General features: G+C 67.2%; 13 protein-coding genes and 1 riboswitch. Of the genes, 2 read left to right on the top strand and 11 right to left on the bottom strand.

The annotated features are described in order from the left end of the window. The 4 genes from HNP55_RS21485 to HNP55_RS21470 all read right to left on the bottom strand — a co-directional run bounded on the left by HNP55_RS21485 (nucleotide 1) and on the right by HNP55_RS21470 (nucleotide 3,845). A complete protein-coding gene (locus HNP55_RS21485; RefSeq protein ID WP_184304045.1) occupies nucleotides 1-1,899 on the bottom strand; it encodes a TonB-dependent receptor domain-containing protein in 1,899 nt (632 codons plus the stop codon). A gap of 89 nt (nucleotides 1,900-1,988) precedes the next feature. Next, nucleotides 1,989-2,234: riboswitch (cobalamin riboswitch) on the bottom strand. Next, entirely contained in the window at nucleotides 2,231-2,731 is a 501-nt protein-coding gene (locus HNP55_RS21480; RefSeq protein WP_184304043.1) for a hypothetical protein, read from the bottom strand. (Overlaps the previous riboswitch by 4 nt.) Beyond that, complete coding sequence (gene pth / locus HNP55_RS21475) at nucleotides 2,728-3,414, bottom strand: aminoacyl-tRNA hydrolase (protein WP_184304041.1); 687 nt, start codon at nucleotides 3,412-3,414, stop codon at nucleotides 2,728-2,730. The genes HNP55_RS21480 and pth overlap by 4 nt, the downstream gene beginning before the upstream one ends. 47 nt (nucleotides 3,415-3,461) lie before the next feature. After that, on the bottom strand, nucleotides 3,462-3,845 hold the full coding sequence (locus HNP55_RS21470) for a hypothetical protein (RefSeq protein WP_184304039.1): 384 nt from the start codon (nucleotides 3,843-3,845) through the stop codon (nucleotides 3,462-3,464). 150 nt (nucleotides 3,846-3,995) lie between these two features. Here HNP55_RS21470 and HNP55_RS21465 point away from each other — a divergent pair, with 150 nt between their 5' ends. Beyond that, entirely contained in the window at nucleotides 3,996-4,694 is a 699-nt protein-coding gene (locus HNP55_RS21465) for a response regulator transcription factor (RefSeq protein ID WP_184304037.1), read from the top strand. Continuing rightward, nucleotides 4,691-6,565 (top strand): hybrid sensor histidine kinase/response regulator, encoded by a 1,875-nt coding sequence (locus tag HNP55_RS21460; protein WP_184304035.1) that lies wholly within the window; start codon nucleotides 4,691-4,693, stop codon nucleotides 6,563-6,565. The genes HNP55_RS21465 and HNP55_RS21460 overlap by 4 nt, the downstream gene beginning before the upstream one ends. 17 nt (nucleotides 6,566-6,582) lie before the next feature. Here HNP55_RS21460 and HNP55_RS21455 read toward each other — a convergent pair whose 3' ends face one another. The 7 genes from HNP55_RS21455 to HNP55_RS21425 all read right to left on the bottom strand — a co-directional run bounded on the left by HNP55_RS21455 (nucleotide 6,583) and on the right by HNP55_RS21425 (nucleotide 12,493). Beyond that, the gene (locus tag HNP55_RS21455; protein WP_184304033.1) at nucleotides 6,583-7,629 is read right to left on the bottom strand and encodes a GlxA family transcriptional regulator; all 1,047 of its coding nucleotides are present in this window, start codon (nucleotides 7,627-7,629) and stop codon (nucleotides 6,583-6,585) included. Nucleotides 7,630-7,712: 83 nt separating this feature from the next. Further along, on the bottom strand, nucleotides 7,713-8,264 hold the full coding sequence (locus HNP55_RS21450; protein WP_184304031.1) for a thioredoxin family protein: 552 nt from the start codon (nucleotides 8,262-8,264) through the stop codon (nucleotides 7,713-7,715). Then, the gene (locus tag HNP55_RS21445; protein WP_184304029.1) at nucleotides 8,261-9,061 is read right to left on the bottom strand and encodes a quinoprotein dehydrogenase-associated SoxYZ-like carrier; all 801 of its coding nucleotides are present in this window, start codon (nucleotides 9,059-9,061) and stop codon (nucleotides 8,261-8,263) included. The genes HNP55_RS21450 and HNP55_RS21445 overlap by 4 nt, the downstream gene beginning before the upstream one ends. A gap of 16 nt (nucleotides 9,062-9,077) precedes the next feature. Next, nucleotides 9,078-9,443, bottom strand: a complete 366-nt coding sequence (locus HNP55_RS21440) for a hypothetical protein (RefSeq protein ID WP_246448574.1) — start codon at nucleotides 9,441-9,443, stop codon at nucleotides 9,078-9,080. Then, the gene (locus HNP55_RS21435; RefSeq protein WP_184304027.1) at nucleotides 9,440-10,285 is read right to left on the bottom strand and encodes a quinoprotein dehydrogenase-associated putative ABC transporter substrate-binding protein; all 846 of its coding nucleotides are present in this window, start codon (nucleotides 10,283-10,285) and stop codon (nucleotides 9,440-9,442) included. Before HNP55_RS21435 ends, HNP55_RS21440 begins: the two co-directional genes overlap by 4 nt. Beyond that, nucleotides 10,282-10,638, bottom strand: coding sequence for a c-type cytochrome (locus HNP55_RS21430; RefSeq protein ID WP_246448584.1), 357 nt, complete (start codon nucleotides 10,636-10,638; stop codon nucleotides 10,282-10,284). Before HNP55_RS21430 ends, HNP55_RS21435 begins: the two co-directional genes overlap by 4 nt. A 94-nt stretch (nucleotides 10,639-10,732) precedes the next feature. After that, nucleotides 10,733-12,493, bottom strand: coding sequence for a methanol/ethanol family PQQ-dependent dehydrogenase (locus HNP55_RS21425; RefSeq protein ID WP_246448582.1), 1,761 nt, complete (start codon nucleotides 12,491-12,493; stop codon nucleotides 10,733-10,735). Nucleotides 12,494-12,576: the final 83 nt, after the last annotated feature.

The following is a 12,576-nucleotide window of genomic DNA, read 5'->3' as shown; positions in this document are numbered from 1 at the left end:
TCAGTTGCCTGTGTTGTAGCGCAGGCTGAAGAAGATGCTGCGCGGGGCCTGGGCGTAGCCGCCGGCGGTCTGGTACTCGCGGTTCAGCGCATTGTCCAGATTGACTTGCAGGCGGGTGCTCTTGCTGAGCGCGTAGCCCACATCCAGGTCCAGCACGGCGTAGCCGGGCAGCACGGGCTTGGGACCGTAGCGGTCGCTGCGCTCGCTGCTGGCCAGGGCTTGCGCGCCCAGGCTCCAGGCGCCCAGGCTCTTGTCGGCGCGCAGGCGGCCGATCCGCTTGGCGCGGCGGTCCAGCTGCTTGCCGGTGCTCAGGTCCTTGCTGTCTTGGAAGTCCAGCGAGCCGCTCAGCTTGAGGCCTAGCAGCTCGGTGGCGCCCTTCAGGCTGGCGCCGGAGAGACGCACGCTGCTGAGGTTGCCGTAGCAGCCGTCCCAGGGCTGGGGCACGGCCTGGGGTGGGCAGTTGCCGAGGAAGGCGCCGCTCCAGTCGATCAGGTCACGCACCTCGTTGCGATAGACGCTCAGGCCCAGCTCGTGGGCGCCGCTGTTGAAGCTCAGCCCGGTCTCAAGATTGCGGCTGCGCTCGGGGTCCAAGGCCTTGCCGCCGTCCTTGGGGCCGTACTCGCTGAAGCTCTGGTACAGCGTGGGCGCACGGAAGGCATTGCCGGCCGAGGCCCAGACCCGCCATTGCGGGCTGAAGCGGTAGCCGGCCGCCACGGTGCCGGTGTCGATGCCACCGAACTTGCTGTCGCGGTCGTGGCGCAGATTGAGCTGGGCGTCCAGCGCACCCAGACTCAGCAGATAGCCCAGGGCCAGGCCGTCTTGCTGGCGCTGGGCCTGGCCCGCGCTGCTGGCGCGCAGGCCGCTGTTGAGCAATTCGTCCTCGCGCCGCTCCAGGATGGCGACCAGCTTGCCGGGGCCGACCTTGAGATTGCTTTGCAGGCTCAGGGAGCGCAGCTGGGTCTCGGTCAGATAGGCCGAGGGCCGGGTTTCGTAGCGGTCGCGCGACTGGCTGGCGCTGATCTCGGTCTGCCAGTCGGCCGTCCAGTCGGCGCGCCAGAGGGCACGCAGCAGCTTGTTCTCGTTCAGATTGCGGTCATCGACGCCGGGCTTGGGGCGGGCCGAGGCGTCGTACTGGCTGTCGGTCCGGCTGCTCAGGGCCTGCACTTCGAGGCGCTGGCTTGCTGTGGGCTGCCAGCCCAGGCGGGCATTGGCGCTCTGGCTGCGCCAGCCGTCGCGGTCGGGCTCGTAGCCGGGCACGGGGGCGCTCAAGGGGCGGGCGTTGAAGCCCTCGGCGACCTCGGTGGCCAGGCCCAGGCTGTAGTCGAAACCGGCGGCGCTGCCGCGCAAGCTGGTGTCGGCCTTGAAGCGGCCCAGGCTGCCCAGGCCGGCGCCCACATCCAGCTGCATGCCGGGCTGGGCCTTGCGGGTGAAGACCTGCACCACGCCGGCCACGGCGTCCGAGCCGTAGAGGGCGCTGGCCGCGCCGCGCAGCACTTCGATGCGCTCGATCTGGGCCAGGGGCAGGTTCTCCCAGCTGGCGCCGCCGGAGCCGCTTTGCTTGTCCATGCGCACGCCGTCGATCAGCAGGACGGTGTGCTGGCTGCTGGCGCCGCGCAGAAAGACCGAGGTGGTGCTGCCGGGGTTGCCGTTGCGGGTGATCTCGAAGCCGGCCTGGGTGCGCAGCAGATCGGGCAGGCCGCCATAGCCCAGGCGCTCGATGTCGGCGCGCTCCAGCACGGTCACATCGGCCAGGGCAGCCTTGAGTGGGCTGGCGCTGCGGGTGGCGGTGACGGTCACCGCGTCCAGCCTGGCGGGCGCATTGTTTTGCGCCTGGGCGGACAGGGCAGCGAGCAGGGAGAGCGCGGCCAGGACGGGCGGGCGCAGGGCGTTTGGATTCATGACGATGGAGAGTTGAGAAGGGAGGACTCAGGCACCCAGCTCACCCGCTGTGCGCACCGATATCAATGCCGACTCGCCTGAGGACCGCGAGGGGGCATCACCTTGTTGGCCGGTATCCGGGCTGGTGAACCACACCGCAGAGTCCTTCCCAACACCCGTTTTGCGCGGGCTGCCAGTGGACGGGGTCCTGGGCTTGAGGCAGCACTGCCTCGTTCACTTACCGTTGCGGGGACAGCTCAGGTTGGGCTTGCATGCGTGGCAGCGCGCCTTCCTGATTCCCGTTTAACTGCGCAGGCATGAATGCCTGCACGAGCACCAACAGCTGTGGATTCTAGCCGCCGCCGCTGCCGCCGCCGTTTGCGCCGGCCGCCTTGTGCTTGGGCGGGCTCTTGTGCTTCTTGGCCGCCGTGGGCGCTTTACGCTGCTTGCTGGGCTGGCCGATCGTGGACTTGGGCTGGGGCGCGTCCGCGTCGCCCTGGGCCATGCCCTTGCGCCCATCGATATGGGCGGCCCGCCCGTTGGCTTGTAGATCGCGTGCCTCTTGCTGGCGGCGCTCCTGTGCCATTTGCTGGGCCAGCTTGGCGTCCCTTGCCGTCTGGGCCTGGGCGGCCGCGGTTTGCGCGGCGCTGGGTTGTGTGTACTGCAGCTGGCTCGGCGGGCTGCTCTTGTCATTGGGGCAGGGCGAGTCGCGCAGATCGCGGCCCTCGGGCCCGCAGCGGTAGAGGCTGCTGCTTTGCGTCTGGGTCTGCCCCTGCGCCGGTGCCTGCATGCCTGGCCCTGCGATCAGCAGCAGGGTAAGCGTTGCAAGCGCCGGTGCGGGGCTGGGTTTCATGGTTTTGGGCCGGGGTCCGTGATGAGGGCTGGCTGGGCCGATTCTGCGGCGGCGGGCCCCGGCTGCGCAAGTGCGGGCGCCGGTTTGGGGGGCTTGGGCCGGGGCGGCTTGGCGTGGATCTTGGCCAGGGCCTTGTCCATCTGGCCGCCTAGTATCAGCTCCACCGCGTCCATGGACTTGGCGATGCAGTCCTCCAGCGCCTGGCGCTCGGCCAGCGGCGGCTTGCGCAGCACATAGCCTGAGACTTCGTCCCGATGGCCGGGGTGGCCTATGCCCAGCCGCAGGCGCCAGAAATTGGCGCTGCCCAGCTGGGCCTGCATGTCCTTGAGACCGTTGTGGCCGCCGTTGCCGCCGCCTTGCTTGAACTTCATCTCGCCGGGCAGCAGGTCCAGCTCGTCGTGGATGGCCAGGATTTCTTCGGGTGCGATCTTGAAGAAGCGCGCCAGCGGGGCCACCGATTTGCCCGAGAGATTCATATAGGTCATGGGCTGCAGCAACCAGATGGGCCCGGCCGCACCCGGCGCATTGTTCACCCTCGCGCACAGGCCGTAGTAGCTGCGCTCCAGCTGCAGGCTGGCACCCAGCTTGCGGGCCAGGGTATCAATCCACCAGAAGCCGGCGTTGTGGCGGGTGTCCTCGTATTCGGCGCCTGGGTTGCCCAGGCCAACAAAGAGTCGAATCATGGGCGGGATTATCGGGCCAGCGCAGCCGGTCCCCCCGCTTCAAGGCTTCAGCATTTGCCTGCGGCCTTGAGCAAGGCATTGCAGCTGGGGGCGGCCGGGCTGGCGCCGCTGCCCTTGCCCATCTGGGTGCAGATGGCGTCGGAGTGCGGAGTTTGACCAAAGGACATGGCTTTCTGGAAGGCGGTGGCGGAGTACATATAGCACTGGAAGTTGGCGCCGTCCCTGGCCTTGACATTGAACTCGATGCGGCCGCCGCCGGCTTCCACCTTGTCGGTGATGGTGAAGCTGCCCACCGGGTGGCCGGTGGCCATGGCGGCTCTTTGTTCCAGGCCTTCTTGCTTGATGGTGGAGGAGCAGGCTGCTAGCGTCAGCAAGACAGGGATGAGGCCGTAGGTATGGGAGCGGACGCGGCGGGTGCAGGGGGAGGCCATGGTGTGCTTTCTTTTTTGACTACAGTTGTGAAGGGATTCGGCTTGTTGAGCTTGCGACCGAGTTTGCCCAGGCCAGGCCCCGCTCGTGAACCCTCCCGAAGTAGGGTGGCGCTGGGGCCGGAAATGCGGGCCAATACAGGAATGCACGGAATGAATGCTGAGCCTTGTTTCTTCCCGCCGGCGCAGCGAAGCGATCCGGCAGTGCGCTCGGGCCATGCCCTGGTGGTCGATGACCACCCCTTGGTCGCACGCGGCCTGGCACAGTTTTTACAAAGCCATTGCGGCTTTGCCCAGGTCCATCTGGCGGCCGACGGGGCCGGCTGTCAGCGCTGCTTGCAGGAGATGGGGGTGGCGGCAAGCCTGGTGGTCCTGGATTTCTGGCTGGCTGACGGCAGCGCGCTGGAACTCGTGGCCCGGCTGAGCGGGCAAGCCCCGCAGACCCGGCTGCTGGTTTTGAGCGGCGATGAGGACCCCGCCATTCAAGGCAAGGTGCAGGCGGCCGGTGCCCATGGTTTTTTGCTCAAGCAAGCCTCGCCCGAGCGGTTTGCGCGGGTGGTGGAGTCCTTGCTGGCGGGGGGAACTTGCTTCGCACCTGCGGTGGCCGCGCGCTTGCCCCTGGCCCGGCGTGAGCTGCCTTTGCATGCGGCCGATCTGGGTCTGACCGAGAGGCAGGCCGAGGTCTTGAGCCTGACCTTGCGCGGCCTGCCCAATAAGCGCATCGCCCTCATGCTGGCGCTGAGCGAGGCGACGGTGAAAGAGCATATGGGCAAGATCCTGGCCAAGCTGGGTGTCAGCAACCGGATCGAGGCCATCAATCTGCTCAAGGGCCGGCGCATCGAGCCCAGATGAAGAAGCTGAAGGAGCGCCTTTCTCAGGCCTGGCGGAATGTGTTCCCGCCGGCGCTGGCGCAGGAGGATCTGAGCCCCGCGGGCCGGGCCCGCTTGCTGGACTTGATGTTGCAGCGCCTGGTTTTCAGCATCTGCACCCTGCCGTTTTTCGGGCTGGTCCTGGCCCTGTGGTTCCAGGGCTTTGGGCGCAATCAGCGGGGATTGAGGATATGGACCGCCTGCTACGTCCTGGCATCGCTATTGGCCTTGCTGATGCGGCGGCGATTTTTGCGTGATCTGCAGGCGGATTCGTCCGAGGAGCTTTTGCTGCGCTGGCAGTCCCGGGTCCGGCGCCTGGGCCAGGCCAATGCCCTGGGCCTGGCGGCGCTGGGCCTGACGCTCTTTCTTGCCTCGGGCCGCAGCGAATACGACTTCGTCCTGCTGCCCCAAATCGGACTGGCGCTGCTGATCGTCGCCAACGCGCGCAGCCAGTTGCCCACGGTGGGCATCTTGCTGCGCTTCCTGGGCCTGGGCTGGGGGATTGCGACGGTGGTCTATCCCCTGACCCGCCTGGACTGGCCGCCCTTGATCGCCGAACCCAGCCTGGCCCGGGTCAGCGAGCTGCTGTCGCACTCGCCCTGGCCTTTCGTCCTGCCGGTTTCTTTGCTATTCCTGCTGGTCCTTTACCGACATGCCTTGATCACGCAGAACTTCTTCCACCAGCAGATCAAGCTGGAGGAGCAGGCGGCCCGGCTGGCGCAGCAATATCAAGCGGCCAAGGAGGAGGCCGAGCAGGCCTTGCAGAGCAAGAACCTGTTCATGCGCACGGCCAGCCATGATTTGCGCCAGCCGGTGCATGCCATGAGTTTCTTGATCGAGTCCATCGCCCATCGCAACCAGGATGCGGCGCTGCGCCCGGCCCTGGCCGATCTGCGCCAGGCGGCCCAGTCCCTGGGCCTGATGTTCGGCGCCTTGCTGGATTTGTCCCGGATCGAGAACGGGCATGTCAGCGTCAATCCTCAGTTATTGGCCCTCAAGCCCCTGCTGCAGGAGGTGGCCACGCTGTTCAGCGCCGAAGCCCAAAGCCTCGGCCTGTCCCTGCGGGTGCGGGCGGCAGCAGCGGACGCTGTTGTTTTTGCCGACCCAGTGCTCTTGCGCCAGTCCCTGGTCAATCTGCTGCACAACGCCATGCGCTATACCCGGCGCGGCGGCATTTTGCTGGCGGCCCGCAGGCGTGGCCCGGACTGGCGGCTGGAGGTCTGGGATAGCGGCCTGGGCATACCGGCAGCGGAGCGCTCGCGGATCTTCTCGCCCTTTTATCGCCATGTGCATGCGCACGCGGTCGATGGCGGAGGCCATGGCCTGGGCTTGGCCGTGGTGGCGCGTTGCGCCAAGCTGATGGGGGCCGGCTATGGCTTGGACTCCGTCGAGGGGCGGGGTTCGCGTTTTTTCCTGCGCTTGCAGTCGGCCTCAAGCCTGGGCCTGGCCGCGCTTGTGCAGTCGCCTCCCGCACTGCCGAGAGGCCCGCTGAGTGGTGCCTGTCTGGTGGTGGAGGACGATAGACAGGTCGCTTCGGCCTGGGCCAGTTTGATGCAGGCCTGGGGCTTGGAGGTGCGCTGCGTCGAAGACGAGGAGCAGGCCTTGGCGGCCTTGCAGTCGGGCTTTCTGCCCCAGGCCATTTTGTGCGACCAAGGTCTGCGCTCGGGGCAGAGCGGGGTGCAGGTGTTGAAGAAGCTGCTGGGCCTGTGCCCGGATGCCAGCGGCGCCATGGTCAGCGCCGAGTGGGACTCCGAGGACTTGCTGGCCGCGGAGCAGGAGGGCTATCTGGTCTTGCGCAAGCCCTTGGCCGTGGAGCAGCTGCATGCCTTGCTATGCCAGTGGCTGCGGGGCTGAGGGGTCTGGCTGCCGGTTCAGTGATGATCCCTCCGCGCGCTGGCAAAGCGCTCGCGGTACTCGTGCGGGGCCACGCCCATATGCTTGATGAAGAGCTTGCGCAGCGATTGCTCGGAGCCGAAGCCGACCCGGCCGGCCACGCTTTTGAGGGGCAGATGGCCCTCCTCCAGCAGGCGGCGGGCGGCCTCCAGCCGGGCGGTCTCGACGAATTGCATGGGGCTGCTGCCGGTCTCCTTGTGGAAGACGCGGCGGAAGTTGCGCTCGCTCATGGCGGCGCGGCTGGCCAGGTCGGGCATGGACAGGGGGTGTTCCAGATGCTCCAGCAACCAGTCCTGCACCTCGCGCACGCAGGGGTGGTTGCTGCGCTGGCCTTCCAGATGGACGCTGAACTGGCTTTGCCCGCCCGGGCGCTTGAGGTAGACGACCAGGTCGCGGGCGATGTCCAGGGCCAGCTCGCGGCCATGGTCCTCCTCCACCAGGGCCAGGGCCAGGTCGATGCCGGCGGTGACGCCGGCCGAGGTCCAGAGATGGCTGCCGCTGCGCAGATAGATGGCGTCGGCCTGCACATCGACCTTGGGGAAGCGGGTCTTGAGCAGCTGGGCCGCGCTCCAGTGCGTGGTGGCCACGCTACCGTCCAGCAGGCCGGCGGCGGCCAGGAAGAAGCTGCCGGTACACATGGCCACCAGGCGGTCGATGCGGGGCGCCACCTCGCGCGCCCAGGCGATCAGCTCGGGGTTGTCGTGCATGGCCTGCTCGATATGGCGGCAGCCGACGATGATGGCGGTCTCGGGGATGTCCTCGGTGCTGATGGCATGGGTGGCTTGCAGCTGCACCAGGGTCTCGCTCTGCACCGGCCCGGCATGGGTGGAGGCGATGATGATCTCGTAGGCGGCCGCCTGGCCGCGCTGCCAGAGGTGGCGGTTGGCGTAGTCGAACACGCTCAGCGTGCCCACGGCCTCCAGGCCCTTGAAGCCGGGGTAGACGACGATGTGGACGCGCCGCCTGGTCGGCGGCCGCGCTGCGTCGTCCTGGGGTTTGTGGCTGGCGTTGCTGCCGTTTTTCATGGCCGTCCTCGGTTCAGGCTGGGGCCTGCGAATTCTGCGCCCGGCGTACACAAAGGGCCGCCGGTGGTTTACCCGTGGGGGCCTCAGGGTTTGACCAGGGCCGGGCCTATCACCTCCAGCTGATCTTCCACGGTCTCGAAAGTGCCCGTGCCATAGGGCAGCTGGCTGAGGTTTTTGAGCGCGGGGTCCAGCAGCCAGATCACCGGGTAGACCATGCGCTTTGTGCGCTCGTCCCCCAGGGCGCGCTGGAAGTCGGCATAGACCCGGCTTTGCCCGCCGGCCTTGAGATAGACATGCTGGCCCTGCGCCTCGAGCGCGCTGGGCAGGTAGACGAAGAGCAGCTTGTGGCGGCGGAAGGGCGGCGCCAGGGCCTTGGCATTGCGCGCCAGGAAATGCTCGTACCTGGCGCAGAAATGGCAGTCCCAGGCGGACAGCACGAGGTAGATGTTCCTGCCCTCGCGCCTGGCCTGCTGCAGGGCCGGGTCCAGATCGAATTCCCAGTGCGTGGGCGAGGTCTTGTCGGGCAGGATCTGCAGCGGCTGGTAGGCGCTGAGGTCGGCGATGGGGTGGTCGGGCTGGGCCGCCTGGGCCAGCGCGGCGAACAGGGCCAGGGCCGTGAGCATTGCGGTCTTCATGGCGGGAAGCTGGCGCGGAATTCGCGGCCCTGGGAATCGTCGGCCTCGGCCCGCAGCGTCTGTGCCGGTCCGGGCCTGAGTTGCAGGCCGAAGCCGGGAGGCTCGCTGATGGCGAAGTCCAGGTCGGCGGCGAACAGCAGCTGCTCGCCCCAGCTCAGCTTCACATGGCGCAGAAAGTGGGCGGCCGGGGTTAGGCGGGTCAGCGGGTCCATCTGCATGCCGTTGTGGTTGGGGTGGCGGATCTGCCAGCGTGCCTGCTGGGGCTGGCCGGCCTGTGGGGGCGGGGCCAGCTGCCAGCTCATCTCGCCCAGCCGGCCGGCCTCGCTGCCGCCCAGGGGCGGGGCCGAGCAGCCGCCCACGGCCTTGACGAATTGCAAGCTCATCAGCCGGCTGCCGTCGGCATACTCGGCCACGCCGCGCACATGGGTGTAGCCGTCGATGCGCACCTGGGTCTGCACCGCGGGCAGGGCCGGGCCGCCGAATTCGAACACGGCCGCCAGCGGCGTGGGGTTCTCGTCAATCACCAGATAGAGCTTGGCCAGGGGGCTGGCCGTGCCTGGGGCCAGGGCCGGTGCCTGCAGATCGAGCGGCACGGCGCCCGCGTCCACGGCGCGCGCCGGCACGCGCAGCAGCACCAGCTCGGAGCGCTGCGGCTCCTGGTCGGCGAACAGGCTGGCGCGCAGCTGCAGCCAGCGCGGGCTTTGGTTCGGGTCGGGCGGTGCCTGGGCGAGGCTCAGGCGCGGGCAGGCCAGCAGGCAGGCCAGTTGCAGACAGGTGTTGCGCCGTTGCGGGTTCATGAGGATGCGCCGAAGTTCAGCGTTTGGCCGGGGCCAGGAAGCAGGCCTTCTCGGCGCGGGCCTGCTGGGCGCGGTATTGCTTGATCTCGTCCTTGACGGCCTCGTTGTCGCGCAAGACGCCGCCGCGCTCGCCGCCTATGCTGATGGCCTTTGCCTCGGTGGAGAGCTGGACATAGCGCTCGTAGGCCAGCTCCGTGGCCAGGCTGTCCAGCATGCAGGCGCATTTGCTCTGCATCTCGAACTCGGGGCCGGGATGTTCGCGCATGCAGGTCTGGACGAACTGCACCCGCTCCAGCGTGGGGTAGTCCTGCAGATAAGTGGGCTGGGCCTGGGCCAGGTAGCCGGCCATCAGCAGGCTCGCGGTGGCAAGCTGGCGCTTCATCGCTCGGCCGCTTTCGTGCCGGCCTCGTCCAGCAGGGGCACATTGAATTCCTGCAGGATGCGGCGTATCTCGTCCTGTTTGGCCACGATCAGCTGGTCGATCTGGGCCTTCCATTCGCGCTCGCCATAGCGCACGCCCATGGCCATGGCGTAGTCGAAGCGCACGCCGGGCTCGGAGGGCAGGGCGATGCTGCGCAGCTGGCCCTCGCCCGCGCGCTTGCTGAAATAGCCGCCTATCGGGCCCCAGACGATGGCGGCATCCAGCTTGCCCTGGACCAGGTCTTTCTCGATGATCTCGCCCGGGTATTGCTCGGGGTTGGGGCTGAGCATGTTGTAGGGCACGCCCTGGGCCAGCAGGCCATGGGCCAGCAACCATTCGGAGCCGGGCGAGCGGTCGTAGACGCCGATGCGCAAGGCCTCGCGCCGGGCCGCCGGCAGGGCCAGGAAGTCGGCGCTGCTCTGCACGTCTTCCAGCCCCTTGCGGCGGGCCAGCACCAGGGTGTAGGTGGAGCGGTAATAGGGCCGCGTCTGCGCCACCTGGTCGAAGCCCACGGGCACGCCCATGATGATGTCGCAGGGGTAGTCCTGGTCGGGCAGCTTGTAGCGCAAGGTATTGCGCACAAAGCCCATGCGCTGCGGGAAGGAGTAGTAGCTGACGGGCAGGCCCAGCGCCTTGCCGAAGAGCTGGGCGATGCGGTTTTCAATGCCCTCGGCCGCCTGGTTGGAGAAGGGCATATTGTTGGGATCCTGGCAGACCCGCAGGGCCGTGCGCGCGGGCGGCTGCTGGGCCTGGCCTGCCGAAGCCAGGCTCAGGGCTAGCATGCAGCCCAGCCAGGTTTTCATTTGATTTCCTCGACCCGGGCCTGGGTGATGGCGCCGTCGGAGCGGCCCTTCAGATAGGCATAGAGCTGGTTCATGTTCTCCATCACCATGGGGTTGGTGTTGAAGCTGAGCATGCCTTTTTCCAGCCGGCCGTCGCGCACGGTCTTGACGAAGTCGTCCTTGCTCAAGACCTTGAGGCTAGCGATCAGCGAGGGGCCCACCATGCCCTCCTGGTTGGCACCGTGGCAGCGGTCGCAGGCGGCGGCGCGCCAGGTGCGGAAGCCCTTCATGGTCTGGCTGTCGACCTTGGTGCCGCCCTCCACCTTGTAGAGTGCGGCCTCGCCATCGGCGGCCTGCAAGGGGTTCAGCAGCATCAGCAGACCCAGGCCAAAGATCAGTTTCTTCATAGCGCTTCAGTCTCTCTGGATGAGCCGCGGGGGCAGCGGCTGTCGCCCCCCGCGGCCGGTCTCAGTTGGGCAGGGCGAACACGGTCAGCGAGCCACCCAGCTCGGTGTACTGGCCCAGTTCACGGTAGCCGCCGACGGCACCCAGGCCATCGCTGTCTTTCTCCAGGCCCGCGGCCATGCCGATGCCGGCCCAGCCGCCAATGCCCGAGTACACGCCCACATACTGCTTGCCCTTGTGCTCGTAGGTGAAGACGTTGCCGATGATGCCGGAGGGGGTCTTGAACTTGAACAGCTCCTTGTTGATGTCCTTGGCGTCGACGCACTTCAGATAGCCCTCCAGCGTGCCGAAGCAGGACAGGCCTCCGGCGGTATTGAGCGCGCCGCTCCAGACCGAGAACTTCTCGGCCTTGCTCTGCACGATCTTGCCGCTGCCGGCGTCCCAGGCGATGTAGTTGCCCATGCCGCCGTGGCTGGCGGGCGAGGGGAACATCGACAGCGTGGCGCCCACATAGGGTTGGCCGGCCACATAGTCGACCTTGAAGGGCTCGTAGTCCATGCACACATGGTTGGTGGGCACGTAGAAGAGCTTGGTCATCGGGTCGAAGGAGGCGGGCTGCTGGTCCTTGCTGCCCAGGGCGGCGGGGCAGACGCCCTTGGTGTTGACGTCGGGGCCGTTCTTGGCGGTCGAGAACTTGGGATCACGCACGGGCTTGCCGCTCTTCATATCGATGTGCGTGGCCCAGTTGACCTGGGGGTCGTATTTCTCGGCCACCAGCAGGGCGCCGGTGGCGCGGTCCAGGGTGTAGCCGAAGCCGTTGCGGTCGAAGTGCACCAAGGCCTTGGTGGGCTTGCCCTTGACATTGATGTCGGCCAGGATCATCTCGTTGACGCCGTCGTAGTCCCACTCGTCATAAGGCGTCATCTGGTAGACCCACTTCATCATGCCGCTGTCCAGGTCGCGGGCCATGATGCTCATGGACCAGCGGTTGTCGCCGGGGCGCTGGGCGGGGTTCCAGGTGGAGGGGTTGCCGGTGCCGTAGTAGACGAGGTTGAGCGCCTTGTCATAGCTGTACCAGCCCCAGGTCGTGCCGCCGCCGGTCTTCCACTGATCGCCCTGCCAGGACTTCAACGAGGAGGCCGGGCCCACGGGCTTCATCGCGCCATCGGTCCAGGTCATGGTCTTGTCGGGGTCGACCAGCATCTCCTCGTCGGGCCCGGTGCTATAGGCCTTCCAGACCTGCTTGCCGCTATTGATGTCGTAGGCGACCAGGAAGCCGCGCACCCCCCATTCACCGCCGGAGATGCCGGTGATGACCTTGTTGCCGAAGACATGGGGCGCATTGGTGTTGACGGCGCCCAGCTTGGGCTCGCCGTTCTTGACGCTCCAGACCGGCTTGCCGGTCTTGGCGTTCAGGGCCACCAGCATGCTGTCGGCCTGTTGCAGAAAGATCTTGCCCTCGGCATAGGCCAGGCCGCGATTGACGGTGTCGCAGCACATCTGCGGGATCACGGCCGGGTCTTGGCGGGGCTCGTACTTCCAGAGGATTTTCTGGCTGTCCAGATCCACGGCCCAGACCTTGTTGGGGAAGGGCGAGTGCAGATACATGGTGCCGTCTATCACCAGGGGCGAGCCCTCGTGGCCGCGCAGCACGCCGGTGGAGAAGGTCCAGGCGACCTGCATCTTGCCGACATTGGCGGTGTTGATCTGCTTGAGCTTGCTATAGCGCTGGTTGGCCATATCGCCGGCCTGCATGGCCCAGTTATTGGGATTGGCGATGTTTTTCTCGACGTCGGCATTGGCCAAGGCCAGGCCGGGCAGCATGCCGATGGCCGCGAGCGTGAGCTTGCCGCGCTGGGTGAAGGTGGTCCGCATGGAATGACTCCTTTTGTCTCTTGTCTCGGTTT

The sequence above is a fragment of the Roseateles oligotrophus genome (assembly GCF_014204525.1).
Taxonomy (GTDB): domain Bacteria; phylum Pseudomonadota; class Gammaproteobacteria; order Burkholderiales; family Burkholderiaceae_C; genus Paucibacter_A; species Paucibacter_A oligotrophus_A.
Note: the sequence above shows the minus strand (reverse complement) of the source record. Positions and strands in the feature narration are given on the sequence as shown.